The organism is Streptococcus sp. UMB0029, assembly GCF_002871495.1.
Classification (GTDB): Bacteria; Bacillota; Bacilli; order Lactobacillales; family Streptococcaceae; genus Streptococcus.
Genome location: NZ_PNGD01000006.1, coordinates 49,812 through 72,491 on the forward strand (window position 1 = coordinate 49,812; position 22,680 = coordinate 72,491).

Below are 22,680 nucleotides of genomic sequence, written 5' to 3' on the forward strand. Positions count from 1 at the left end.
GCCATCTAGAGATACAACTCCATCCATTGGTGCGACAATCGTTTGGTGAGCCTTGGCTTCTAATAGAATGTACTCCTGAAGGGTAGGTTTTCCGTCTAAATCATAGTATCCATAACGATAAGTCATGGTTAGACTATCTTCGTTGCTTTTCCCCTCAAATGGATTGTCCAATTCCTGCATGGAAGCATACATACCCTCTTCTTTTAGTTCCTTTATTTCCTCTTGATCGTCTTTCGAGAGATTATACTTAGGAGTTTCATAGAGGTCTTGCATGGATTTCAAATCTTCCCCATCGTTTAAATCATGCCACAAAGTAGACAGATAATCCTTGTAAGTTTCGGAACTAAATAAGTGAACTGGTTTGTGTAACTCATAGTCATGGAATTTAAAGTTCATATACCCCATCACATCATCAACTTTTGTGTAATAGGTAATTCCTTTGTCATTTGTACGAGTGTGTTCTGCGTCTTCCCAAGTTAGGTGGGTATAAGCTTTTGTTAATTCAAATTCATCTTGTTGAATCAAACTAGCAGATGAAAATCCTAAAAAGAAGCTCATCATAAGTAAAAGAAGAAAGACTATTCCTCCAACTATCCATGTTGCAGGATTTCCAGCCGCAAATGTAAAGAAGGAAAAGGCTGCTTTTAGTTTTTGATAGATATTTCGGACACTTGTAAGACCTTGTTTCTTTAATTTTCGAAACCGATTTTTAAAGGAACTTGGGTTATCTTTCGCTAGTTTCCATCCTTTTCCATCCTTAAAATGATGGTATCGCTCTTTTGTGTTGGTTAGTCTTTTCTTGGTAAAACGACCTGTTGCTTGTCCTGTTTTGACACTAGCTTTCCCAAGATTATAAGAAAGCCGACTGTAGCGTTTCCCTTTTCTAATGGTCTCTTGAAGTGTACGATAACCTTCTAAATCCTCATTTTCTGAAGCTAACTCTCCACTTTCACGTCCAAGGACATAGAGAAAAGTTTTGGCTTTCCTACTGACTTTTTTGGACTTATAGGCTTGTTTAGTAGATTTTAGATTCTCTTTAGCAGCCTTTACTTCCTTCTTAGCTTTTAATTCTTCTAAACTCTTCCCATGAAAGAAAAAATTGGATTTTGCTTTCGATTCCTGACCATAAAGAAATTTTTGATTGGTTTTTCTTTCTTTACGACTCTCTTTTCTTTCTGATTTTGCTTCTACCTTTGCTTCCTTAAATTGTTTCTTGGCTATTTTCAATCGTTTCCTAGCATGAGGCAACCGTCTGTCTCTTAATTCTTTGCGATTCAAAAGAGATGGGGGACTATTTTGAAGAATATGATTGTAGTCTTCATTTGCTTGTTTTACTCTAGCCTTTGAAGCTTCTCTCATCTCCTCTAGCTTTTCTTTTATCTCTTTTTTCCATGCTTTTTCATCCAGTACAGCGGAATCTTTTTTCTGTTTCTTCACCTCCTTCTTTCCTTTTTTCAAGAATTTCTTCTCATCTTTTAGACTTCTTCTAAATGCCTTTCGGGCACGTATAATTTCTCTTTTATCCTTCATTTACCTTCCCCTTAGCTAGAAGCCATTTTATCAGGATCCGTACTCATGATATCAAACAATTGAGTACCTTGAGGAATCTTATTTTTAAAGGGAACGACAACGGAACCAGCTTTTATCAGTCCTGCCCCTTTTTCTGGATTGACAAGGTATTTTTCGAGTTCTTTTGACAAGCCTAAGAGTTGAACCAATTCTTCTCTATCATTTTTTGCTTGCTTGAGGAGAATCATAAATTCACTATTTGCAATAATCCGTCTACCATTTGGATCTAACAATAAGGTTTCAACATTTTGAGTTATCCCAGTCGGACTAGCTCCATATTTTCTGACACGACTCCACAATTTAAAGAAGAAATCACTGGCATATTTATCTAATAAAAGAAGCTGCATTTCATCAAAATAAATCCAGGTCTTCTTCCCTAATTTTTGGTTCCGAACGACACGATTCCATATCTGATCAAAAACAACCATAAGAGCGATTTGTTTCAGCTCATCTCCTAACTTTTTAACGTTATAGATTAAGAAGTTAGATCCTGTCTGAATATTGGTCTTATGAGAAAAAATATCAAGAGAACCTTCGACATACAGTTCCATATCAAGTGCCAAATTCTGCGCTTCTTCTTCTGGTTGTTGGCTCAAGACAAAGACCCATTCTTCCAAAGAAGGCTCTTTAAATGACTGATAGGTGAGTCTGGTGACTCGGTCGATAATCGATTTTTCTCTCCCATCCATTTTTCTATCCAATAACTTGCCGATAAAGGATAAAAGAAATTCTGATTTTACCTTAACAGGATCCTCATCCATATTTTCCTCAGACAAGTCAAGGACATTGAGATAGGTTTGGGAATCAGGCGCAATATCAATCATTTCTCCCCCAAAAGCTCGTCCAATGACACTGTATTCTGCTTCTGGATCCACGATGATAATTTCTGTATTTTCACCAGATTCCTTGATTTTGGTCGTGATAATTTCATGCTTGGTTGCCATCCCTTTCCCAGCTCCAGATGTTCCTAAAATCAGACCAGATGGTGTATTTAATAGGCTGCGATCAATGGTAATAATATTGCTTGAGATTTGATTGATACCGTAATATTTCCCACTACGGTCTTGTATGTCTACTGAAGTCCAAGGTGAGTTCACTGCTACATTAGATGTTAATAAACTCCGTGATACTCCCTCTAAAAAATCACAACCAAATGGCAGCAAACTATTAAAGGCTGCTTCTTGCATATATGGAAGTTTATCAATCATTAGGTCATTTGAGCCGGCCACTTGTTGGATCGTGTCTAGGGCTTGTTTGAGTTCTTCTTCATCCTGACCAAAAACACCAATCAAGAAGACCGTTTGAAATAGTTTATCTCCTGTCTCTGTCATGGTTTTTAAGAGTTCTTCAGCTTCATCGATATTGCTTTCTAATACATGACCTACTTTTTCCAAATAGATACCTGTACGAGCTAGTTTTTGTTGTTCCCCAATCTTTTGGGATTCCATTAAGGTCTTCTTTGTTCGTAGTTTCTTCATGGCATCTGCCTTGGTCGAACTTTGAGCATGAAGGCTCACTATCAATTCCAAATCTCCTTGCATGAGGTCTCGGATAAACTGATCACCTAATTCCATGCCGTAGTCTCTGACATAGACAATCTGCAACAAGCGGTCATTGATTTGTAGGTAATTCTTGTTTTTAAAATCCAAGAGATTAGGTGCTATGAAGTGACGAGTTGTCTGACCAGATCTCGTTAAATCACGGTAAGAAAAAGGAAGATGGTGTTCTCCTCTAAGCATATCCGCCAACAAGTTGACACGGTCTTCTCCAGCCAAGGATTCAAATCGAGCATCAATTTCTGAGAAACCACTCTTGAAATATTCTCCAATTTGAGACAAGGAACGATAAGCTTGTTTGGGATTAGAATCCTTTCTACCAAAGCTAATCAGTTTCACAGCTGAGAAATTATTTTCACCACTGTCTAAATTCTGATTCATCATCCGATTCAATTCTTTACGATAGGTATCATACCCATCTTCTTTCTCCTCATACAGAACACTCTGTCTAAACTTTTCTAAATTCAATCTTTTATTAAAGATAGTCAATTGGAAGTTGGTTTGGTCATCTAGGGAGTTAATCAAATCAGAATACTTCTCAATGATTGCGCCCTTATCTTCTAAACCAACGGTCTGGTAATTGACATCACCAAGTAAATAGCTTTGTGAGAAATAATCTTCTTTTACCTGCATCAGACCATTTTGATACAGGGCTTGATAGGAAAGAGTATTAGCCGTTGATGGTAACACTTCCTCTTTTTTTCCTTTAACTATTTCTTTCTGATTAGTCATTGAAGTTTTTTGTTTCTTTAATGTATTTGATTTTCTTTTCATGTTCAGGTCCTTTCTTTCCTGTAATTGTGCGTAGGGGAACCGTTAATTCAAAATGAAGACGGTATTTCAAATAATGTTCAAAATATAAATCATTGGGTTTATAGACTCCAAAAAGCATGAGGGGGATGGTAAAGGCAAACACAAAACCGTAAACAAACCAATCTCCAAATTGCCAGAAAAAGAGATTCAAGCCCAAAACAATAATTGTGACAATAAAGGCTGGTAAAACAAAGATGATTTGCCTTGTAGTAAAGCCTAACCAAGCCCTATGTTGGTATTTTGAGATGTCTTTAAAGACACGTGTATTCATGACTTTCCTTTCTAAAAAGGCTAAGAAGCAATCACTTCCTAGCCTTTATCTAATTACATACCTAAGATTGAGCGAGCCGTACGTTGAGAACCAACGAGGGCAATAATCAGTAAGATAGCTTGTATTAAACTACCAAACATAATCGCAAGAGATTGCAAGACTCCTGCACCATTTGAAACAGCTATTTTTCCAGCGGATTCAAACAAAGGAACAAGAGAAACAATCAGAAAAATAAGAACCCCTTGTACCGCATAGACCATAATATTTTTTAAATAGCCAATACCAATAGACTTCCACTCATCACTTAAAAATGTTGGAATCGTAAGAGGGGCAAATGGAATCATAAGGTAAAGTTGAATAAATCGAATAGATACCAAAAGATTGACCATGGCTGCACTTACTATCCGAACTAGCCAAATGAGGAGGGCGAAAAAGCCCACAATCATCCGGCCAATAAATCCTGACCCTTTTAATCCAGAGAGTGTATCATACTTTGCCCCACCGTGAGCCACAATCGAGGCCACTTGTTCAATGGCATGACTCGCAATCCCAATGATGGCTTCTACAATGACGGTAGTGTTGGTAATTACAACTGCAACCATAATATAACTAATCAACATCGGCGCTAATGCTTCAAAGGTCATCGCTCCACCAGAGTTAGCAATTTTCTTTGCCATCTTCGAAAATTCTAAGATGAGAACAACTGATAAAATCGCAACTCCAAGAGGTTGCATGACACTTTTAGTAATACTAGACATGTAAGTCCAAACGGTTGGATTGTAGCTAGATAGAGATTTAATCAGATCTACCGTAGATTGTAAATCCACATTAAATCCTTCAAATAAATTTTCAGCTGATATTTTTTCAGATGCAAGGTAAACAAAGGGTGAGACTAAACTAAGATTCATGTCATTGTTTATCCTCCTAAATTGAAATCTGAGTTACAAAGGCTCCAGCAGCCCCGACCATAACTCCACCAACAATTTCAAGAATGGCATTCCGAACACCTGGTCCACCATCCTTAATATTGGTTGCTAGGTTGACAATCCCTACAACAACTAGAAAGGCACCAACCGCAATCAATCCCTTCTGTAACAAAGACATAGCTTGTGCAAACATAGCACTTGCGTCCACTCCATAAACAAAACCTTTAAAATGCGTAATCATCTATTTCCTCTTTTCTATTTTTATTTTAAACTAGATTCAAAGGTTAAATCACGAATTCTAAGGCTTTCAAGATGATTTTCTTGACTTTGATTCAAAGGATTGATTTGATAGTTCCACCACCGTTCATCGGTTTCTTGATTGGCTAGGTATTTCCAGTTTGGATGCTTAATGGAATTGTACTTTTTGCTTTTAAAGACAGGCATATTGGCAATTCTAACCAAGCATTCATGCCGTTTCATATTTCCGACTTCATCAGGTGTCATTAAATCACGAGCAATCTTTTGATGAGAAAGGGATCCTGAACCTGTCTGGCCAAAGGAACGACTAGTATTTCGAACATCAATGGTTTGTTTACCGAGTAACCCACTCATAAATTTAAAGGTATCTTCATCATTACCACCTAAGTAGACTAAGCTATCACAGTTCCCCAAAATGGTTTTCCAAGCTTCTTTTTCTTTATAGAGTCCTTGAAGTTGGGCAATATTTTGTAGAATAGGAACGAGACTCATGTTTCGAGAACGGACTGTTGAGGTTTGTTCAGCAAAATCTGGAATTTCTCCGATATTTGCGAACTCATCTAAGTAAACTCTCACATGAAGAGGCAATTGTCCCTTAAAATCAATATCTGCTTGTCTTGTTAGGGTTTGAAATACGGTTGAGAAAAAGAGGGCTGAAAGAAAGCGAAAGGTACTATCGTTATCTGGGATAACTAAGTAAACCATTGATTTTTCCTTGCCCCATGTCTTCATATCAAGGGTATCTCTTTTGGTCAAATCCATGACACTTTGAATATTGAAGAGGGCAAATTTAGCAGTGGTTACAGCTATGACAGAATCCAGAGTCTTATCCTTATAATTTTGGAAATCTGCCCAATTTCGCATGGTGAAATTTTCAGTCCCATACTTTTTAGCATAATTTTCGAATAGAATTTCTAAGACACTTTTTTCTTGGTTTTCACCCTTGGATAAGTGTTTAATGAGTTTTGAGATTTCAGCAAAACTTGGATAACGCCCTCGTTTTTTTCGCTCTTCCACTTCTTTTTTTTGACGTTTCAACAAGTTTTGGTATTCTGTTTGACTCAAACGACTCTCTTCAATGAGCTGTTCTCTTGTTTTGGGTGGATTATAGAAATCGACCAAGTAAGAGGCTAAAGCTCGTACCAAAGTCATAGAAGCTTCATCCCAAAATGGATCACTACGGGAGCCAGAGCCTTTAGTGTTATTGAAATAAACCGTCAGCATGCGATTCAAATCATTTTCTGTCTCTATATAGCGAAAAGGATTGAAGCCATCTGAGTTCTTCATATTGACTAAATCTAGCACCTTTACTTGGTAGCCATGTTCTAAAAAGAGTTTACCTGTTTTTTCGGCCAAGTGATCTTTAGGATCCACTACAATATTAGAACTATTCATCTGAATCAGATTGGGTTTCACAAAGCGAAATGTCTTCCCACTTCCTGAACCTCCGATCACCGCAATATTCTTATTTCTATCATATTGGGGTGGTTTTTTATCTAATAATGTCAAACGAACATCTTGAGCTAAGATCGTATCATGAGAAAATTCCTTACCGTAAAAGAGCTTCTTTTCTTTTAGAGTTCCAAAACGGGCGCTCCCGTATTCTACCCCTTCTCGGTATTGTTTTTTACCAGTCTCTAGATAGAGATAAACCAGCAACATCATCACAAAACCTAGTAGAAAAAAAGCACTTGATTTTCCAGTAAAAGAAATATTCCATGGCGACTGAAGAACTTCATCTTGACCTTCCATCAGAAGATGAGTCCATTTATCTAGTGTATTTCCAGTATAGGAATCATACAAAAGCGTCAAACGATGAAAAAGATAGCCTAGTAAGATACCTAACAGTGAGAATAGTAAGAATTTCTTTCCACTGTACATCATCTCACCATCTCTTTCTGTTTGACGGCTCCTTCTTGTCTAAAGGTAATTTGGGATTTAGCCTCATCAATTGCATCGTCTAATGACTTATCCATGGTAAAATCAGCTAATTTCTCTGGATCATTAACCATTTTTTCTAAAAGATGGTCTAAATGATTGTCCAGAATCGAACGGTCTTTCGTGTAGAAATGCAGAGAATCCCCTTGCCAAGCGATGGCTAAAGGAATCTCTTCTTTTTCTAAAAAAGCTTTAAATTTCTCTATATCAATTGGTTTGTCTAAAAAATCTTTTTTCAGATTAATCGTATCAATCGAATAAGGAGATTGTAGCAATTCTTCTAATTTCTGTACCCCTATCTTATAGGCAGAATCCTGTGATAAAGCCTGACGTCTAGACCATTCTAGAATCTTTAAGAGACTTCTTACAGTAAATAAAAGACTACGCTCTGCATATTGAACTGCCATTCGTTCCTGTTGTTCAGAGGACATCTGATGCCTCCTTCTTCACAAATAGCAGCTTTCCTTCTTTATAACGATAAGCTATCAATTTCTGACGTTGCTTAATCGACTTAACAACCTGCAGTAGATCTCTCGAATAAGGTTCTCGAAGAGTAACTTCTACTGCTTTCCCATCAAAGATACCAACACGTTTAAATTCAATGTAGTCTTTTTTGAGATGTCCTAAGCCCATACCAAAAGGAAAGTGATGAATCAATTGGATGGTACAACCACCTTTATTTCCCATTTGTTTCAAATCATACAAGTTTACTACCTTCATGATTAACTCCTTTATCTAGTTTGTCGCATCGTTTAAGTCTGGTAACGATAAACTCCGTGTCTGTTAGAAAATTCTCACACACGTCTTGTGCCAGTTGCCCTTCACAGGGAAATACTCTCAGTCCCTACTTACACAGGCACGCTAATCAAGACGGAGTGGATTCAATTTTCAAAGAACAGGTAGCTTTATTATAGATAAGAGTAGTTGAAATTTTTATCACATTTTGGAGTTGTTGGAATGCAGTTTACTATTTACCTCTTCATAGAAAATATGATTGAAAAAATCTTGAACAATTTTTCAAACCACAATTAAATTAATGTTTTCAGTACAAAAACTGAAATATAGACACACTGGGTTTGCTTTTTTCATGTTTTTTCACTATTTTCAATTATTTTCAATAAAAATATTGACAAAAATATTAATTAGTGATATTTTTAATACAAGGAAAAATTAAATATGAATATTGGTAAACGGATATAAAAATCATGATTTCTGTAAAGGCGAAATTAACTTTAGCTTATACAATATTTTTAAATCAAAAAGAATTTTCCAACTAGTAAAAAATTAGAAAAAAAGAAAAAGTCATGACAAAAACAATTCTTGTTACAGGTGGAGCTGGCTACATTGGCTCCCATACCGTTAAAGCTCTTTTAAATGTTGGCTACCAGGTGCATGTCCTAGATAATCTCTCTACAGGAAATCGTTCAGCTGTAGATAGTCGTGCTAGCTTTAAACAACTCGATGTTTATGATTCTAGTGCCCTAAAAGCTTACTTAGAAGAAAATCAGATTGATGCTGTTCTCCATTGTGCGGGTGAGATTGTTGTGAGCGAAAGTATTGAAAACCCAAGTAAATACTTCACTGCCAATGTTGCTGGTATGAACCAAGTTCTCAAAGTCTTATCTGAAGTTGGTATTCAAAAAATCATGTTCTCTTCGACTGCTTCCCTCTATGGTAACAACTGTATTGACAAACCAGCTACTGAAGATACCCTGCTCGACCCTGTCAATCCTTATGCAGAGACAAAATTGATGGGCGAACGAATGATTTACTGGATGGCCAATCGCTACGATTGGAAATATGTCATTTTCCGTTACTTTAATGTAGCTGGGGCTGAAATGGATGCTTCAAACGGTCTACGTGTGAAAAATCCAACTCATATCATTCCCAATATCAACAAAACCGCATTGGGACAAAATGATAGCCTAAAAATATTTGGAGATGACTACGATACACGTGACGGTTCATGTATTCGAGATTACATTCATGTCTTAGATCTTGCACAGGCTCATGTTAAAGGAATGAACTACCTATTTCAAGAAGACAGTTCTTCTCAAATCTTTAACTTAGGAACTGAAAAAGGCTATACCGTCAAAGAAATATTTAAAACTGCTGAAGAATTACTGGATCAAAAAATCCCACACGAAATTGTTGCTCGCCGTGCTGGTGACCCAGCCAGCGTCCTAGCAGATGCATCAAAAGCTAAACAATATCTTGACTGGCAAGCTAGCTACTCCCTCGAAGATATTATTTTATCGGATTATCGTTGGCGTGTTAAAGAAGGCAAAAACATTTTGGAGTCATAAATCATAACCAGCTCTCTGTGAACTACACCTCATGAAACAAGACTGAGTTATATTTACTTAACAAGGTGAGACTGGGCAAAAAGTCTTTAAAATTAGAAAACGCATAGTATCAGGTGTTGAAATCCTTGATATTATGCGTTTTATTGTCGAAAAATTTGCTTTGTTTTCTCCTCAAATTGAGTTTTTGTCCAGCCTTACTTTTATTCATAAAATATTCTACACTATTAAATTCATGAAATTAATATTTGACTTTATTTTCAACATTAAAATTATTCGCATTTTAAAACATTAAGATAGCACCTCCGTATAAGATTGTAACTTATCAGTTACCTTAAATAGCTGGGCATAATAAAATAATTTATGTAAGTGAATTTGATTTTGTTGAAAATATTTCTTAAAGGCTGGTGCAATAATTTGAAGATCCACCTGATGAACTGGTCTTAGACATTCAACCAAAACTCGTTCAATTTCATAAACTTTAATAAATTGACCAGGAAGACGCTCTATTTCAACAATTCCTTCACTATAGTGAGATCGTAAGATAATAGGACATATATCTGCTTCCTTAATGTTTTTGGTATTCGTACCATAAGGAAAACTCATCGTCATGTTAAAAGGGATGGTCAAAGATAAACCATGTAACCAAAGTGCTGTCTCCAAAGAAAAGATTCCCTTTGGAAAGCGATACTGAAGGACAAACCATTCATCTAAATAAATATCAGGTAAACGATATAACCCTTTTTCTTCAGCATCGATTTTTCCTTCTGTAACCATTTTTAATAAGGTTTTGTAGTGTAAATTTTCATCTATTACTTGTTTAAAAGTTAAAAAACCATACTGATTGAAATAGTTCATCAGTTTCTCTCTTTGATCAACCATATCATTCTCCTTTCTTAGAAACAAAATGCTAACATCTTATATATCTGTTAGCATTTTATTTCTTTAAAATCAATTCATTTAGATTTTTTATTTCAAAAATAATCCATACGTAAGACAGACCAGATATTATAAAGAAGAAGTAATCTGATATTTTCTAGATAATCCTAATAGATGAGGAATGGAGGAGTTTTGGACTGATAGAATGATTTCAGGACAGTTCTCCATATCTGTCTGATAAATATATTTGTACTGAGAAACATTTTTCTCAATAGTATTGGCCAAGCAATCCATCTTAATATTAAGAATATCAATCTCTCCATCAAAAGTCTTTAGCCATTCCAAAGTATAAGTCATTTGAATTTTCTCCTAAAAAAGAGAGAATCAAGTTGATTCCCTCTCTGTATTAGTTTTTCCACACCTTCCCTATGGGAATGCTAAAACCTATTAAAAACTTCCTTTTTACGTGAACTTCCCCATCTTTCAATAAATAGAATCCCCACCAACAAAAGGATAATCAGGCAAGGAAGTAAGACCATTCCCATACTCCAATTCAGATTGACATTATCAATTTGCTTAGGTAATCTTCCAGACAAAATCTCCACTGAACGCAAGTAAGTAAAGGGAATCAGATGTGCAATCTTTTGGAGAGGCTGAATTGTTTGAATACCAAACAATAAGCCAACAATCCCTATAAGTGAAAGAAAGAGTACAGGCATTTTTTGCTTGAAAAAGTAAGCAATCAAGTAGACGACTTCCACAATGACGATAAAAGCTAAGAAAGTTAGTAACAAGCTAGGAAATAACACATCTTGTATTTTCCCAATAGTTACCTCTTGATTCACTAAGCTATAAATCGGGTAGGGATAATCTAACTGTCCAAAACCACTTATCAGACTTCCCACTAGAAAAGAAAATCCGCTGATTCCGATAAACAGCACAGTTACATAGCCCACTCCAACTCCAAGGGAGGACACGGCAAATGCCACTTTTGAAAAAGGATATAACTGAGCTGTGTCCAGATGATTTTGATATCTTTCTGCGAACAGTTGTGTTAGCATAAAAATAATAGCAATCACAAACAAACTTGGGATGATAGCCTCTAAAATCCAGATAATCTGATCAATCCCGTGGGTCGGAAACTCCAAAGTATGTGCTTTTATGTTCAAGGGATACAGGGCTTGGTAAATCTTTCGTTGGCGGTCAACCGCCATTTTAAAGTCAGAGCTAATAGTCGGGTTATTTGATATCATTTCATATTCCTTCTCTTCATCTTGCCACTGCAAATAGTAGGCTTCTTTCCATCGCCCTTCTTTTAATAAAGTCAGAATTTCTGTCTGTTGAGTCGAAAGATTTTTTTGCCCGTCTAAATTATTTTTAGCAATCTGGTATTCCTCCGAGTTGGTATCAGATATTTGGGAGAGTTTCTCTTCATATTCATTGATGATTCTCTCATTTTTTACAAGACTGGTTTCCAACTCGCTCTCCAAGCTGTATGAGTTTGCAGTCCGACTATTTAAATAAAAGGTAACACCGAGTCCAGATACAAATAAAGCTAAGATAATCCAGTTTAAGCGACTTTTGAAAACTTTTTTCAATAAAAATAGACTAACATCTTTCATAAACTAAACCTCTTCTATTTGCCCCTGATGAATGGTTACTACTCTATCGCAGACATCAAGCAACTCTTCCTTATAGTGGGAACTTAAAAGAACCAGCTGTTCTTGTCTATCGATTTGTGCCAGCCTATCAAAAAACTTCTGTCGATAATACTCATCTAAGCCATTTGTAATCTCATCCATAAGCCAGCATTTCGCCTGACTGAGGAAATACATGGCAATCACTAAGCGTTGCTTCATGCCTAAGGAATACTTGCGAATGGGAAGACTAATATAGTCAGTCATTTCCCAATAATCAATTTCATCCCCCAAGTTCAGCCCTGACTTCCAGATGTTCTTAATCAGGCGAAGATAGTCCATCCCACTTAAGTTTCCATCCAGCCATTCAATACTCTCATAATAAAACAAAGAAGGAGGGACTGCGATATTTCCGCTACTTATAGGAATTAAATTGCTAATGGCACGAAACAGTGTCGTCTTTCCAGAGCCATTTATAGCAAGAATACCATAAATCCTACCCTTTTCAAATGTAAAATTAACATCTTGTAAGATGACTTGTCGCGTTTTTAAGGTCACATGAGTAAGCTGCAACATATCTAGCCCTCCTTTTTGGATTAATAGCCTCCGCTGGAGTAGTTTAGTACCTCATAACAATCGTAATTCCAACCAGAACCAATTTTATATTCAGAATAGCTGTCATAACGATACCATAACAGGGGATTAATATAGTTATATCTCTGGCAATTCATACTAGAGATATAGAAGGTATTCCAATCATACCGATAACTTTTGTAAACGCTTTAATTATATCATATTTTTATTTGTTATACAATAGTTTTTTGGATCCGAAAAGTCTCACACTAAACGCTAGCAACTGGAATTTACTCTAAGACGACTCTATTTTAGGGCTATTTGTCGTGTACTTTTTTCTGAGTCTTTTCGCTTTTGAACCCATATATATCAAGAAAAAGAAAAGCAGTTGAAGTTAGTCTAAGACGAATTTCCACTGGTTTCACGCGTTTTACTCATACTATAAGCTGGGTTATGGGAAACTGGAAGTTAGTTTTAGAAGTTACCTAAAAATCAGGTTACCTATTTTAAAAAAGCAGCAAACTATAAACTAGTAGGTTCCACACCAAATGTAGCCCCATACTGCCCCATAAGTCCGATTTGTAGCGTACAAGCCCTAAAAACATCCCAAGTGAAACATATAAACACCAAGCTAGAATGGTCCCTGGATGATGAACTAAGGCAAATAAAACACTTGTTAAAGCAACTCGAATATCTAATTTTCTGACCAAGTTCCATAAAATTTCACGATACAGAAATTCTTCAACCATACTCGCATTGATTAAGAACAATAAAAATGAAAACCAAGGAACTTGATGTTGAAGGCCAATTAAGTTTGCTTGATTCGTGCTTCCTTGAACATGAATCAGACTAAAACATAGACTTATAATCAGTAGACTAACGAATCCAATACCAATCCACTTTATACTAATTTTCATATTGACCTTGGCCACATGTTTTCGTTGGCCATACATCCATAAAAAAGAACTGAGTGACGCTCCATAGAGAATCTGTAGTATAGTTAACTCACCGATACAAAGAAATTTCAGTAAGTATAGAGATACCAATAGGACATTTACTTGTTGGAATATATAAACTGGAATTATTCTTTTCATAGTTACCTCCGAAATAAATCTTCATAATCTAAATCTAATACCTGCACAATCCTTTCTACCCATGGACTTTAAGGCATTCGTTGTTCCATCTTGTAGTGACGAATCTTTTGATACAAACGATTCAATTCACTTGGATAGTGAAACTCTCCCGCAAACATTTTTCTGGTTAACTCAATCCAGCTGATATTTCTTTCAGCCAAAATAATGGACAAGTTCTCCCAAAATCGTTCAGCCATATTGCTTCTCCTTTAGTTAGATAAATAATGTGTTTGTGCCATGTAAATCAATTGTTTCGTATCTCTTGGCAATAAAGCTCTAGCTTCTTCCAAATTCAGATTTGGATAAACTCGCTTATTTGAAACCGCAAGAGGAAGTCTGATGGTTAGTTCAGGATTTTTTAAAATCATCTCAACGAAATCCGTTAATTTTAGATTGTCTCGGTTCTTAAATCGTAATAAATTGGGAGATAAAAATTCAAAACAATCTGAAGAATAGCTCATCATCTCAATTAATTTGTCCTTTGTCATTTCAGAAACTGAATGACAAGATACCTCGATGCCATAGTTTTGGAAGAAGTCTAAAAGAAGTTGATTTCTTTGGCTATTTTTACTTAGATAGAGATCAATCATGGGAGACCTCCCAAAGATTCGGTTCCATTTGATATTCTGAGACGATTAAGGAATCCAATAAATTTGCGAAGTTAATCGGTTTCTTGTCTTCATCATAAGCTTTGACAGTTACTTGGGTTGTAAGTATTCCCTCTTTTCCCTCGGCTCGATAGCCTTGTCCATATAAAACAAAAACAAGATTATGATGATCATCTACAAAGGCATCAGCTCCGTTCTTTATATCCTGACTTTCAAGGAATTCCATAATGTTTTGAAGATAGGATTCGTAAAATAGGGGGTAGTTGTATTTTTTATGGTAATCATCTAAAAATGTCACCTCAAACTCACATGGATAATTGGGCATCAAAAATATTTGTTCATCCAGCTGTTTGATTTCTGCGTCATGTAATTCTGTTTCTAATTCATCACAATCTAGTATTGATTCTTTATTTAATGCTTTCATCTTTTTCCTCTATTTCTTTTAATTTCTTTGCGATTGCAGCAATCACAGGAACGGTTACACTATTACCAGCTTGTTTATAGAGCTGACTATTACTAGAGACTTTTCTAGCAGCTTCAAAAGCCCAATCAGGAAAGCCCTGCAGTCTAAAACACTCTTTAGGAGTGATTCGTCGTATCCTCAAACGGTAAAATTGCCCATCAATTAAGACACCAGCTACTTGGTAAACTTGTTTATCTTCTCCTTCATAGCTAGCCACTACTACTCCCATTTGCCCACTAGTTGTTAACGTATTCGCTATACCTTTTCCAACTCTACCACGACGATACTGAGAACTTGGTCTTTCTAAATTGATTGAATCCCCAATCTCTGCTTGAGCATATCCTTTTTTAGTTGCCTCACGGACTTTTAGAAATTGGATTGGTTCTGGAATCAGTATTTTGGGGATTTTATCTCCACCTTGCATTGTAGTCAGTGTTGGAGATAAGCCCTCACTTCCATAGACGCGACCAGTTTCCTTAAAGCTAGTTGGTAAATCTCCAACAACGACAATACCATGGCGATCCTGAGTATTTAAAGTAAACATTGGCTCTTGATTATCCTTAAAACGTCTACCATTTTGTCTTTTTTCTAATCTGTCTGGTGTCATACAAGGAATCGCAACTTTAAATCCTTCTCCTTTTCCACGAACTAAGGTTGGTGCAAGACCTTCTGAATAATAGACTTTACCGCTCATGCCACTTTTTGATGGATTTAAATTCCCTATTGTTTTTAAAGTCTCAGAGTTAGTTGCTTGACCTTCTCGTCTGAAAGGAAATAAGAGTCTGGTACCTCTCTTTCTAGAATGTCCGATAATAAACACCCTCTCTCTGTTTTGGGGAACGCCAAAATCCTTACTGTTAAGCACCTGCCACTCAACATCAAACCCCAATTCATCAAGCGTGGTAAGGATTGTGGTGAACGTCCGTCCCTTATCGTGATTGAGTAGGCCTTTAACATTTTCAAGAAAAAGAAAACGTGGTTGGATTTGTTTGGCCGCCCGAGCAATTTCAAAGAACAGAGTGCCTCTAGTATCTTCAAATCCCAATCGTCTTCCTGCGATTGAAAATGCTTGACAAGGGAATCCCCCACAGATGACATCGACTTTCCCTCTAAGTTTTTTAAATTCGTCATCTGAAACATCTCGTATGTCATGAAATTCTATTTCTCCTTCCGTTTGAAAAATGGACTTATAAGATTCTCTAGCAAATTTATCAATCTCACAAAATCCAATACACTCGTGTCCAACACTTTCCATTCCAAGTCGAAAACCACCAATACCTGAAAATAAATCAATAAATTTCATTTCTTTATCACCCCTTTCTGATCGACTATCAATGTCCAAATAGTCACACCACTTGAAATGACAATGAGCATAACTAATATCCACTCGATTGGCGACATTTAACCACCTCCTTTTCTAACACGGTTATTCCAAACAGAATACAAGCCGTTAAACACAAATTCAGCCAAAACTTCCGCTCGTCTAACAAAGCGAACATTGTCAAGAGCATACTGATAGATTCTCTCAAAATCAGTCATAGCTATATCACTGGCTGTTTCAGAAAAACCCTCTCGTCTAAATTGATCTTGTACCAATCCCCAAATATAATCTCGATCATATTTTGTGACCTTTTCGACTTTTCTTCTCAAAATAGGTTGAGAATTCCTTTCTTCCTCATCCTCAATAAATAAAGATTCAGTCTCACTATATTTAGTCTCACTAACTTCAGTCTCACTAGGGGCTGAATAAGAGACGGGGGCCGTTTCATTTTCATCCTGCCCTAGTCTTTTTTTAACACTAGGCCTGTTCGAACTAGCTACTGGGGTAGAAGACAACTCTCCTAAATAAATCTTATTAGCTAGTCTCCCTTTCTCACTTGAAGACTGTTGGATTTCATCAATCAAGTCATATTCTTTAAGAATTTTTTTGATGGACAGTAATTTTGACTTCGAACAACCTAATAGCTTCATCAGGTTAGAATTAGAAAATACTAAATAAACCGCTCCTTCTTCATCTATCCAACCACGACTGAGAGATAATTCTAAACGATCCTTTAAAATAGAATAAGCTACCTTTACTTCTAGTTTCATATCCATATATTTCTCATCCTCAAAAAGAATTTTAGGTAATTTATAATACCGTTCTGAAGTTTGGTATTGATTTGCGGTAATTCTTTTCATAGCGCGCCTCCAAGTTCTTTGAGTGTTAAATCTCCACTTGATTCCAAGTGAACCAAACCACTTTTTTCTAATTCAGCCATCAGAGAGATGGCTTCAACAATGTCAATTCCCATTTCACGTACTAAAAATGAAATGACAATATAGCGTGATGATTGTAATTCTTTTGTCATTTTTCCTCCTGAAAATAAAAAAAGGAGAACAATATACAATTGTTCTCTCTTTAGTTAAATATTTATTGTTGTATTCATTTTTCCGATGCGCAAACGACATCTACAAATACATATACATCTATGTGCCTTTTTAGGACTTTTCTGACGTCAAAATTGCCTTTATCTACAAAGACAAAATGCTTGTAAAATAGCTTAAAATCAAGGATTTTCACCCTTTTTTTCGTTGTAGCAACACTACACACTCCACGTGTGCTGAGAGCTTTCTTCTATACTAATAGACGAAAGGGTGTGAAAATGATTTTTAAATGATACTGTGGAACGGAACAGTAGCCCTAGTATTGACTACTGTCGTTTCTATTCATATTGGCTATTCTAGGACTGAGATGAAAAAATCTATAAATGCTCAGAATAAAATTGAACCCGCAAATCTCCCCAAAACAATGGTGAGTCATGTACTTGTATTATTCCGAAAAAATACACCTCTGGTGCAGTGAGACAAATTGGTGTATCTTATAGTGGCTTCGTAGATGAAAGCTATACTCTACTATCACTCTTTGATGATGTAGAACAAATTGAAAAAGATAATAGACTTCAGACAGCTATTGATGTTGTCAGAGAACAGTTTGGTTTTTTAGCCATACAAAAAGGAACCGTCCTAACTGAAGGTTCCAGAAATATTGAACGCAGTAAACTTATCGGTGGTCATTCCGCGGGTGGATTGGAGGGATTAAAATGAAACAAGAAAAAAATACAGTACAATTTTCAGAAATCCGTAGCAAAGGATGTAATGATATTGAAATGCTTGAAAGATTTTTACATGGAATCGTTGAAACAGCAACTTCAAAACTTCGTCAGAGAAAACTCAAAACAACTGAAATATCGATACGACTAGTACATGCTAAATCTGAAAACCGATTACCATTGGAATTTACATTTAGCATTAAGCCAACAAGCTCATCTGTGATAATCTATACTGAGGTAATCAATCGCTTTAAAGAATGTTACACAGGTGGGGGAATTCAAGGTTTTACGATTCAATTTGATAAAAATACCCTTGCCTCTGCATAGAAAGGATTTGATATGATTGACCGTTCATATTTACCATTTCAATCAGCAAGAGAGTACCAGGATACAAAGATGCAAAAATGGATGGGCTTTTTCCTATCTGAACATGCATCAGCACTCTCTGATGATACAAACAAAGTAACGTACATGTCTGACTTATCACTAGAGAAGAAATTATTACTCCTCAGTCAAGTATACGCCGGGCAGCTACGCACACGCATTCAAGTGATTGAAAAAAACAAGCGTGTTTCCTACACTGGAACAATACCAAGTCTGACCAAAGATTTCATTTTGATAAAAACTACAACAGGTCACATCAATTTGAAATTAAAAGACATTATTAGTATTGAACTTGTCGAGGAGGTGCTCTATGAATCAGCTTGAGTTTCAGCGTAATCACCTACAAATGGACTATTATAGCGAGAGCTACCAAGATTTTGAACGTGACTTCTACCGCTACTCTAACATGAATATTCCATTGACCTTCCTAACTGATGATATCCTAAAAACAATGGCGACTTCACGTAAGAATTACTTTGTCCTCAATAAGGAAAAGTCCAGAGATAACCGCGATCACTTCTTCATATTTGAAGTAAGTACCGTAGATGAGAATCCGCTAATCTATCATTATACATATAAGAAAACTACAATATATTTAGCAGAAAAATAGGAGCAGTTCAATTGACTGTTCCTATTTTTAATATTCATAAAATCTAAAGTCTTTATACTCTTTAACAATGGAGTCGCCAACCAGAACAGACTATACTGACCAGCGACTACCTTAAATTTAATGTTTCAGATTTATTTTCTTATCTCTAATTTCATAAACTACATCTGCTACATTTTCGAGTAATCGTTTATCGTGGGTGATAAACACGATAGTTCCGGTGTACTCCTTCATTAGTATTTCCAAAGCCTCTAAACTTGGTATGTCAAGGAAGTTACTGGGTTCATCCATTATTAGGATGTTATATCTACCCATGAGCATTTTAGCAAGCAACAATTTTATAATTTCTCCACCGCTTAAAACAGATAAACTTTTTCCAATATCGTTCTGTTTGAACCCCATAGATGCTAGCACTGAACGAATTTCTGATATATTGTAGTCACAATCCTTCTGCATAAACTCCATAACATTCTGATTACTGTTGTACTTGTAACCATTCTGTGCAAAGTAACCTATTTTTGCCTTAGGCGAAATAGAAATTCCTTCTTCATGGTTTAAGATCATTTGGATTAAAGTTGTTTTTCCGATTCCATTACCACCAGTTAACGCCACTTTTGCTCCTAACGGAATTTGAAAAGATGCATTTTCAAACAGAGCCTTATCCCCAAATACTTTATTAATTTCTGCACCGACTATAGGGTATGGATTATGGAGCTCCAATGCTTTACTTTGCCTGAAACGAATTCTGCGAATGCCTTCCGGAGCTTCTACTTTTCCTAAGGCCGCAATCCTGTGCTCTAGGGTTTTAGCAGCATTATACATCTTTTTTTCCTTACTTCCTATTGATTTTTGATGAGCTAAACGCCCTCCGTCTTCAGTACTTTTTTTCTTTGAAGAACCTTTTGCCTTCTGTTCTATTTTACGAGCCTGTTTTCGCTTTTCCTCCGCAGCCCTTTCCAATCGGGCACGTTCCGCAATAAATTGTTCGTATTCTGCAGCTTGGCTCTTACGTTCTTCCTCTTTCTGACGAAGATAATCAGAATAGTTTCCCCAATACTCAGTGATTTTGCCATCTTTCAGTTCCCATATTTTATCTACTATTTCATCAAGAAAATAGCGGTCATGGCTAATAACTAACAGTGCACCTGTAAAATATTTTAGCTGTCCTATTAGAAAATCAATTCCTTCACGGTCTAAATGGCTCGTAGGTTCATCCGCTAAAATACCATGAACCTGTGCCGATAAGGCCTGTGCTATTTTAAGCCTTGTTTCTTCACCACCGCTCATAGTCTGTATATTTAATTGCTCAACACCTAGCTTGCCTACAAGTGCAAAATCTTTTTCCTCCTGCAGAGTTACTTCGTCCAACTGGGGAATATAGGCAAGTTCACCCAGACGATTCATTTTACATCCTGGGGGAGTTAATTCTCCTAAAAGTACCCTGAGTAAAGTGCTTTTTCCAGCACCATTTGCTCCTACTAAACCAATACGGTCATAATCATATACTTCTAATTCATTTATATCTAAAACATCGCGTCCTTTGAATTCCACACGAATGTCTTTTGCTTTTAATATTAATTCCATAACATTTCCTCCTGTCTATAATCGCATGCTTTCATTTGCTTGTATGCAGGGAAAACCCTGCGATTTTAGCAGGAAGAGTTACATGAAAATAAGATACATAAATATTCCTCCAATATTGTTTATTTTAAATCTAATTTTCTAACCTCAGTTATCATTTGGCAAACTATAGCAATGCCAATAATTAAAATACCTGATAGTAAAAACCAATGATTTACACCGATTTTATCAGCAAAGAATCCAGAAAGAATTAACCCAATTGGCATAGCAAGTGACATGATACTTCCGATCAAAGAAAATACACGTCCTAAATATTCAGGCTTAATTTTCTCCTGAAAAAGAGCTGTTTGCACACCGCTATAAAATGGCACCGAAAGCCCCATTATTGCACAGCAAACTACGAATATTACAAATCCATTTGGAGGAAGTATTCCCGAAACGGCTAAACTGGTCCCCATTATAAAAAATGAACTTGTTATTAGTAATACATGCTTTTCGAAGCCCCCTAATCTTCCTAATAATAAGCCTCCTGCTAGCATCCCAAATGCAAAGGAAATTTCCGTAATAGAAATATGCACAGGCGTTCCATTAAAGTGTTCCATGCTTATTAAAGGAAATAGTGCATTGATTGGCATATAAACAAAAGTATATAGTGTTCCTAAGAGTAATAAGGCAAACAATCCTTTGTTTTGTCTCAGAACCACAACTCCTTCTTTCATCTCCCTTATGAAATTTGGTTCTAAACTTTGCACTTGATTACCCAGCTTAGGTATACGTACAATTGCTACCGTAATAGATGCAATCACAGCACCCAATACGTCGATGGCAATAATAGCATTTAAATCCCAAACGGAGTATAAGAGTGCTGCAACTGCCGGACTAACAATATAGCTTATAGACTGCAAAGACTGACTATAGCCTGCGCATTTCGTTAGCTGTTCTTCTGGTACTAAAAGTGGTGTAACCGCATTGAGTGCTGGGGTATGAAAAGCTGTTCCAATGCTACGGATAAACAATACTATCATAATCATCCAGACAGGTAGCTCCATACAGAATGCAACAATAGCAAGCACTGCACCAGCTGCTGCGATAATTAAATCGGCACCAATCATTATCTTCTTCCTATCATGACGATCCACTAGCACACCAATGGCAGGTCCCAAAATCGCATAGGGTAAAAAACCTACTAATGAAGCCATAGACAAGACCATCGCAGATCCTGTTTTTTCTGTAAGGTAAAAAATAATCGCCATTTGCAGGATGGCACTAGTGATTAATGATACTGCTTGCCCTGCCCATATTGCATAAAATTTTCGTTTCCAATTGTTGTATTTTTCCATTTATATTATCTCCTGCATATTATTTTGCTTGAATTTCTATTTTGAATAGCATTCTAGGCAATAAAAAATGCAGGCCAAACCCCACAATGTGGCTTTTGGTCTGCATACATACAATTTGGAAACATTCATATTAAAGACATAGTTAAATAAAGGTATAGTTAAATAACCAATATCCTCACCGTAACTAATGAATGCTCAATATCGTATAAATAAGCACAACAAAAAAGCCTATCATCGGGTATAGATTCTGCTTTTTTTATTGCCAGCTTATCTTAAACGCATTGAGGCTGTCATAGTTTCGGTTCCTCCTACATCTTTGTTTATATCAATTTATAGTATAACACAACAAGATGATATGTTCAATATAAAAGTTATGGAATGAGACTCATACTTCCAATTCGATGCCAGATTTAAAGGATATGACGAAGTTTTCTTCATAGACTGTAACGCTCTGGATTATCTTCCTTAGTAGCAAGCGATTAGCTTTCACAAAATCTTCTGTTTGTAGTTTTAAAAATTCATCAGGATTTTCTAACTCAACCTCAAAATATTTCATTTTACATTCCCTCATTTCATTTATTGATAAATTGAGTTTGCAAAAAAGAGTGGACAATTTTTGTCTACTCTTAACCTTTAAAATAGTTTTTTTTAATCGATTTGAAGTTGCCTAAATTATTACTTATTCGGTAAAATGAAGTATTGCTTTCAACAGATTTCCTTCAACTACACTTCACTTGATTCAAACAAGG

24 protein-coding genes and 3 pseudogenes are annotated in these 22,680 nt (G+C 36.2%); 5 read left to right on the forward strand and 22 right to left on the reverse strand.

Annotation, left to right across the window (positions count from 1 at the left end):
• The 8 genes and pseudogenes from CJ239_RS05055 to CJ239_RS05090 form a co-directional block, all read right to left on the reverse strand.
• A pseudogene (locus CJ239_RS05055) lies at positions 1-1,530 on the reverse strand (CHAP domain-containing protein); the annotation flags it as partial.
• An 11-nt stretch (positions 1,531-1,541) separates the two neighbouring features.
• Positions 1,542-3,899, reverse strand: a complete 2,358-nt coding sequence (locus CJ239_RS05060; protein ID WP_180958217.1) for a VirB4-like conjugal transfer ATPase, CD1110 family — start codon at positions 3,897-3,899, stop codon at positions 1,542-1,544.
• A complete protein-coding gene (locus CJ239_RS05065) occupies positions 3,850-4,209 on the reverse strand; it encodes a PrgI family protein (protein ID WP_001097589.1) in 360 nt (119 codons plus the stop codon). Before CJ239_RS05065 ends, CJ239_RS05060 begins: the two co-directional genes overlap by 50 nt.
• A 53-nt stretch (positions 4,210-4,262) precedes the next feature.
• A complete protein-coding gene (locus CJ239_RS05070; protein ID WP_050242150.1) occupies positions 4,263-5,117 on the reverse strand; it encodes a conjugal transfer protein TrbL in 855 nt (284 codons plus the stop codon).
• Positions 5,118-5,133: 16 nt separating this feature from the next.
• A complete protein-coding gene (locus CJ239_RS05075; protein ID WP_000627865.1) occupies positions 5,134-5,376 on the reverse strand; it encodes a hypothetical protein in 243 nt (80 codons plus the stop codon).
• A 20-nt stretch (positions 5,377-5,396) separates the two neighbouring features.
• Positions 5,397-7,274, reverse strand: coding sequence for a VirD4-like conjugal transfer protein, CD1115 family (locus CJ239_RS05080; protein ID WP_102210826.1), 1,878 nt, complete (start codon positions 7,272-7,274; stop codon positions 5,397-5,399).
• The gene (locus CJ239_RS05085) at positions 7,274-7,762 is read right to left on the reverse strand and encodes a hypothetical protein (RefSeq protein WP_102210757.1); all 489 of its coding nucleotides are present in this window, start codon (positions 7,760-7,762) and stop codon (positions 7,274-7,276) included. Before CJ239_RS05085 ends, CJ239_RS05080 begins: the two co-directional genes overlap by 1 nt.
• Positions 7,752-8,051, reverse strand: coding sequence for a hypothetical protein (locus CJ239_RS05090; protein WP_000869753.1), 300 nt, complete (start codon positions 8,049-8,051; stop codon positions 7,752-7,754). Before CJ239_RS05090 ends, CJ239_RS05085 begins: the two co-directional genes overlap by 11 nt.
• A 584-nt stretch (positions 8,052-8,635) precedes the next feature.
• Here CJ239_RS05090 and galE point away from each other — a divergent pair.
• A complete protein-coding gene (galE, locus tag CJ239_RS05095) occupies positions 8,636-9,637 on the forward strand; it encodes a UDP-glucose 4-epimerase GalE (RefSeq protein ID WP_102210758.1) in 1,002 nt (333 codons plus the stop codon).
• Between the two features lie 288 nt (positions 9,638-9,925).
• Here the strand turns inward: galE and CJ239_RS05100 are convergent, their stop codons facing one another.
• The 11 genes and pseudogenes from CJ239_RS05100 to CJ239_RS05150 all read right to left on the reverse strand — a co-directional run bounded on the left by CJ239_RS05100 (position 9,926) and on the right by CJ239_RS05150 (position 17,278).
• Positions 9,926-10,516 (reverse strand): type IV toxin-antitoxin system AbiEi family antitoxin domain-containing protein, encoded by a 591-nt coding sequence (locus tag CJ239_RS05100; protein WP_102210759.1) that lies wholly within the window; start codon positions 10,514-10,516, stop codon positions 9,926-9,928.
• A 141-nt stretch (positions 10,517-10,657) separates the two neighbouring features.
• Positions 10,658-10,870: pseudogene (locus tag CJ239_RS05105) on the reverse strand (hypothetical protein); the annotation flags it as partial.
• 80 nt (positions 10,871-10,950) lie between these two features.
• Positions 10,951-12,135, reverse strand: a complete 1,185-nt coding sequence (locus CJ239_RS05110) for a hypothetical protein (protein WP_102210760.1) — start codon at positions 12,133-12,135, stop codon at positions 10,951-10,953.
• A 3-nt stretch (positions 12,136-12,138) separates the two neighbouring features.
• A complete protein-coding gene (locus tag CJ239_RS05115) occupies positions 12,139-12,726 on the reverse strand; it encodes an ABC transporter ATP-binding protein (RefSeq protein ID WP_102210761.1) in 588 nt (195 codons plus the stop codon).
• A 503-nt stretch (positions 12,727-13,229) separates the two neighbouring features.
• Positions 13,230-13,817 (reverse strand): CPBP family intramembrane glutamic endopeptidase, encoded by a 588-nt coding sequence (locus CJ239_RS05120; protein WP_102210762.1) that lies wholly within the window; start codon positions 13,815-13,817, stop codon positions 13,230-13,232.
• A 2-nt stretch (positions 13,818-13,819) separates the two neighbouring features.
• A pseudogene (locus CJ239_RS05125) lies at positions 13,820-14,053 on the reverse strand (transcriptional regulator).
• A 12-nt stretch (positions 14,054-14,065) separates the two neighbouring features.
• Positions 14,066-14,446: a hypothetical protein gene (locus CJ239_RS05130; RefSeq protein WP_061706396.1), complete on the reverse strand. Its 381-nt coding sequence runs from the start codon at positions 14,444-14,446 to the stop codon at positions 14,066-14,068.
• Positions 14,439-14,888 (reverse strand): hypothetical protein, encoded by a 450-nt coding sequence (locus CJ239_RS05135; RefSeq protein WP_102210763.1) that lies wholly within the window; start codon positions 14,886-14,888, stop codon positions 14,439-14,441. Before CJ239_RS05135 ends, CJ239_RS05130 begins: the two co-directional genes overlap by 8 nt.
• Positions 14,872-16,230 (reverse strand): DNA (cytosine-5-)-methyltransferase, encoded by a 1,359-nt coding sequence (gene dcm, locus CJ239_RS05140; protein ID WP_102210764.1) that lies wholly within the window; start codon positions 16,228-16,230, stop codon positions 14,872-14,874. The genes CJ239_RS05135 and dcm overlap by 17 nt, the downstream gene beginning before the upstream one ends.
• A gap of 98 nt (positions 16,231-16,328) precedes the next feature.
• On the reverse strand, positions 16,329-17,108 hold the full coding sequence (locus CJ239_RS05145; RefSeq protein WP_102210765.1) for a replication initiator protein A: 780 nt from the start codon (positions 17,106-17,108) through the stop codon (positions 16,329-16,331).
• Positions 17,105-17,278: a hypothetical protein gene (locus tag CJ239_RS05150; RefSeq protein ID WP_102210766.1), complete on the reverse strand. Its 174-nt coding sequence runs from the start codon at positions 17,276-17,278 to the stop codon at positions 17,105-17,107. Before CJ239_RS05150 ends, CJ239_RS05145 begins: the two co-directional genes overlap by 4 nt.
• 490 nt (positions 17,279-17,768) lie before the next feature.
• Here CJ239_RS05150 and CJ239_RS05160 point away from each other — a divergent pair, with 490 nt between their 5' ends.
• Genes CJ239_RS05160 through CJ239_RS05175 form a run of 4 tightly spaced genes read left to right on the forward strand, consistent with a single transcriptional unit; the run spans position 17,769 to position 19,013 of the window.
• Entirely contained in the window at positions 17,769-18,014 is a 246-nt protein-coding gene (locus tag CJ239_RS05160; protein WP_001813542.1) for a hypothetical protein, read from the forward strand.
• A complete protein-coding gene (locus tag CJ239_RS05165; protein ID WP_000806926.1) occupies positions 18,011-18,346 on the forward strand; it encodes a hypothetical protein in 336 nt (111 codons plus the stop codon). The genes CJ239_RS05160 and CJ239_RS05165 overlap by 4 nt, the downstream gene beginning before the upstream one ends.
• A 12-nt stretch (positions 18,347-18,358) precedes the next feature.
• Positions 18,359-18,727, forward strand: a complete 369-nt coding sequence (locus tag CJ239_RS05170; RefSeq protein WP_000567222.1) for a hypothetical protein — start codon at positions 18,359-18,361, stop codon at positions 18,725-18,727.
• The gene (locus CJ239_RS05175) at positions 18,714-19,013 is read left to right on the forward strand and encodes a DUF5960 family protein (RefSeq protein ID WP_001072467.1); all 300 of its coding nucleotides are present in this window, start codon (positions 18,714-18,716) and stop codon (positions 19,011-19,013) included. Before CJ239_RS05170 ends, CJ239_RS05175 begins: the two co-directional genes overlap by 14 nt.
• A 117-nt stretch (positions 19,014-19,130) precedes the next feature.
• Here CJ239_RS05175 and msr(D) read toward each other — a convergent pair whose 3' ends face one another.
• The 3 genes from msr(D) to CJ239_RS05190 form a co-directional block, all read right to left on the reverse strand.
• Complete coding sequence (gene msr(D), locus CJ239_RS05180) at positions 19,131-20,594, reverse strand: ABC-F type ribosomal protection protein Msr(D) (RefSeq protein ID WP_000420313.1); 1,464 nt, start codon at positions 20,592-20,594, stop codon at positions 19,131-19,133.
• A gap of 119 nt (positions 20,595-20,713) precedes the next feature.
• Positions 20,714-21,931 carry a macrolide efflux MFS transporter Mef(A) gene (mef(A), locus tag CJ239_RS05185; protein WP_000417519.1) on the reverse strand — a complete coding sequence of 406 codons (1,218 nt, stop codon included), beginning with the start codon at positions 21,929-21,931 and terminating at the stop codon, positions 20,714-20,716.
• Between the two features lie 385 nt (positions 21,932-22,316).
• Complete coding sequence (locus CJ239_RS05190; protein ID WP_000873143.1) at positions 22,317-22,487, reverse strand: hypothetical protein; 171 nt, start codon at positions 22,485-22,487, stop codon at positions 22,317-22,319.
• Between the last annotated feature and the right edge of the window lie 193 nt (positions 22,488-22,680).

Excerpts from the sequence above, each read along its gene's own strand:
- CJ239_RS05060 (WP_180958217.1), bottom strand. The coding sequence starts at position 3,899 with ATGAAAAGAAAATCAAATACATTAAAGAAACAAAAAACTTCAATGACT.
- CJ239_RS05065 (WP_001097589.1), bottom strand. The coding sequence starts at position 4,209 with ATGAATACACGTGTCTTTAAAGACATCTCAAAATACCAACATAGGGCT.
- CJ239_RS05070 (WP_050242150.1), bottom strand. The coding sequence starts at position 5,117 with ATGAATCTTAGTTTAGTCTCACCCTTTGTTTACCTTGCATCTGAAAAA.
- CJ239_RS05075 (WP_000627865.1), bottom strand. The coding sequence starts at position 5,376 with ATGATTACGCATTTTAAAGGTTTTGTTTATGGAGTGGACGCAAGTGCT.
- CJ239_RS05080 (WP_102210826.1), bottom strand. The coding sequence starts at position 7,274 with ATGTACAGTGGAAAGAAATTCTTACTATTCTCACTGTTAGGTATCTTA.
- CJ239_RS05085 (WP_102210757.1), bottom strand. The coding sequence starts at position 7,762 with ATGTCCTCTGAACAACAGGAACGAATGGCAGTTCAATATGCAGAGCGT.
- CJ239_RS05090 (WP_000869753.1), bottom strand. The coding sequence starts at position 8,051 with ATGAAGGTAGTAAACTTGTATGATTTGAAACAAATGGGAAATAAAGGT.
- galE (WP_102210758.1), top strand. The coding sequence starts at position 8,636 with ATGACAAAAACAATTCTTGTTACAGGTGGAGCTGGCTACATTGGCTCC.
- CJ239_RS05100 (WP_102210759.1), bottom strand. The coding sequence starts at position 10,516 with ATGGTTGATCAAAGAGAGAAACTGATGAACTATTTCAATCAGTATGGT.
- CJ239_RS05110 (WP_102210760.1), bottom strand. The coding sequence starts at position 12,135 with ATGAAAGATGTTAGTCTATTTTTATTGAAAAAAGTTTTCAAAAGTCGC.
- CJ239_RS05115 (WP_102210761.1), bottom strand. The coding sequence starts at position 12,726 with ATGTTGCAGCTTACTCATGTGACCTTAAAAACGCGACAAGTCATCTTA.
- CJ239_RS05120 (WP_102210762.1), bottom strand. The coding sequence starts at position 13,817 with ATGAAAAGAATAATTCCAGTTTATATATTCCAACAAGTAAATGTCCTA.
- CJ239_RS05130 (WP_061706396.1), bottom strand. The coding sequence starts at position 14,446 with ATGATTGATCTCTATCTAAGTAAAAATAGCCAAAGAAATCAACTTCTT.
- CJ239_RS05135 (WP_102210763.1), bottom strand. The coding sequence starts at position 14,888 with ATGAAAGCATTAAATAAAGAATCAATACTAGATTGTGATGAATTAGAA.
- dcm (WP_102210764.1), bottom strand. The coding sequence starts at position 16,230 with ATGAAATTTATTGATTTATTTTCAGGTATTGGTGGTTTTCGACTTGGA.
- CJ239_RS05145 (WP_102210765.1), bottom strand. The coding sequence starts at position 17,108 with ATGAAAAGAATTACCGCAAATCAATACCAAACTTCAGAACGGTATTAT.
- CJ239_RS05150 (WP_102210766.1), bottom strand. The coding sequence starts at position 17,278 with ATGACAAAAGAATTACAATCATCACGCTATATTGTCATTTCATTTTTA.
- CJ239_RS05165 (WP_000806926.1), top strand. The coding sequence starts at position 18,011 with ATGAAACAAGAAAAAAATACAGTACAATTTTCAGAAATCCGTAGCAAA.
- CJ239_RS05170 (WP_000567222.1), top strand. The coding sequence starts at position 18,359 with ATGATTGACCGTTCATATTTACCATTTCAATCAGCAAGAGAGTACCAG.
- CJ239_RS05175 (WP_001072467.1), top strand. The coding sequence starts at position 18,714 with ATGAATCAGCTTGAGTTTCAGCGTAATCACCTACAAATGGACTATTAT.
- CJ239_RS05190 (WP_000873143.1), bottom strand. The coding sequence starts at position 22,487 with ATGAAATATTTTGAGGTTGAGTTAGAAAATCCTGATGAATTTTTAAAA.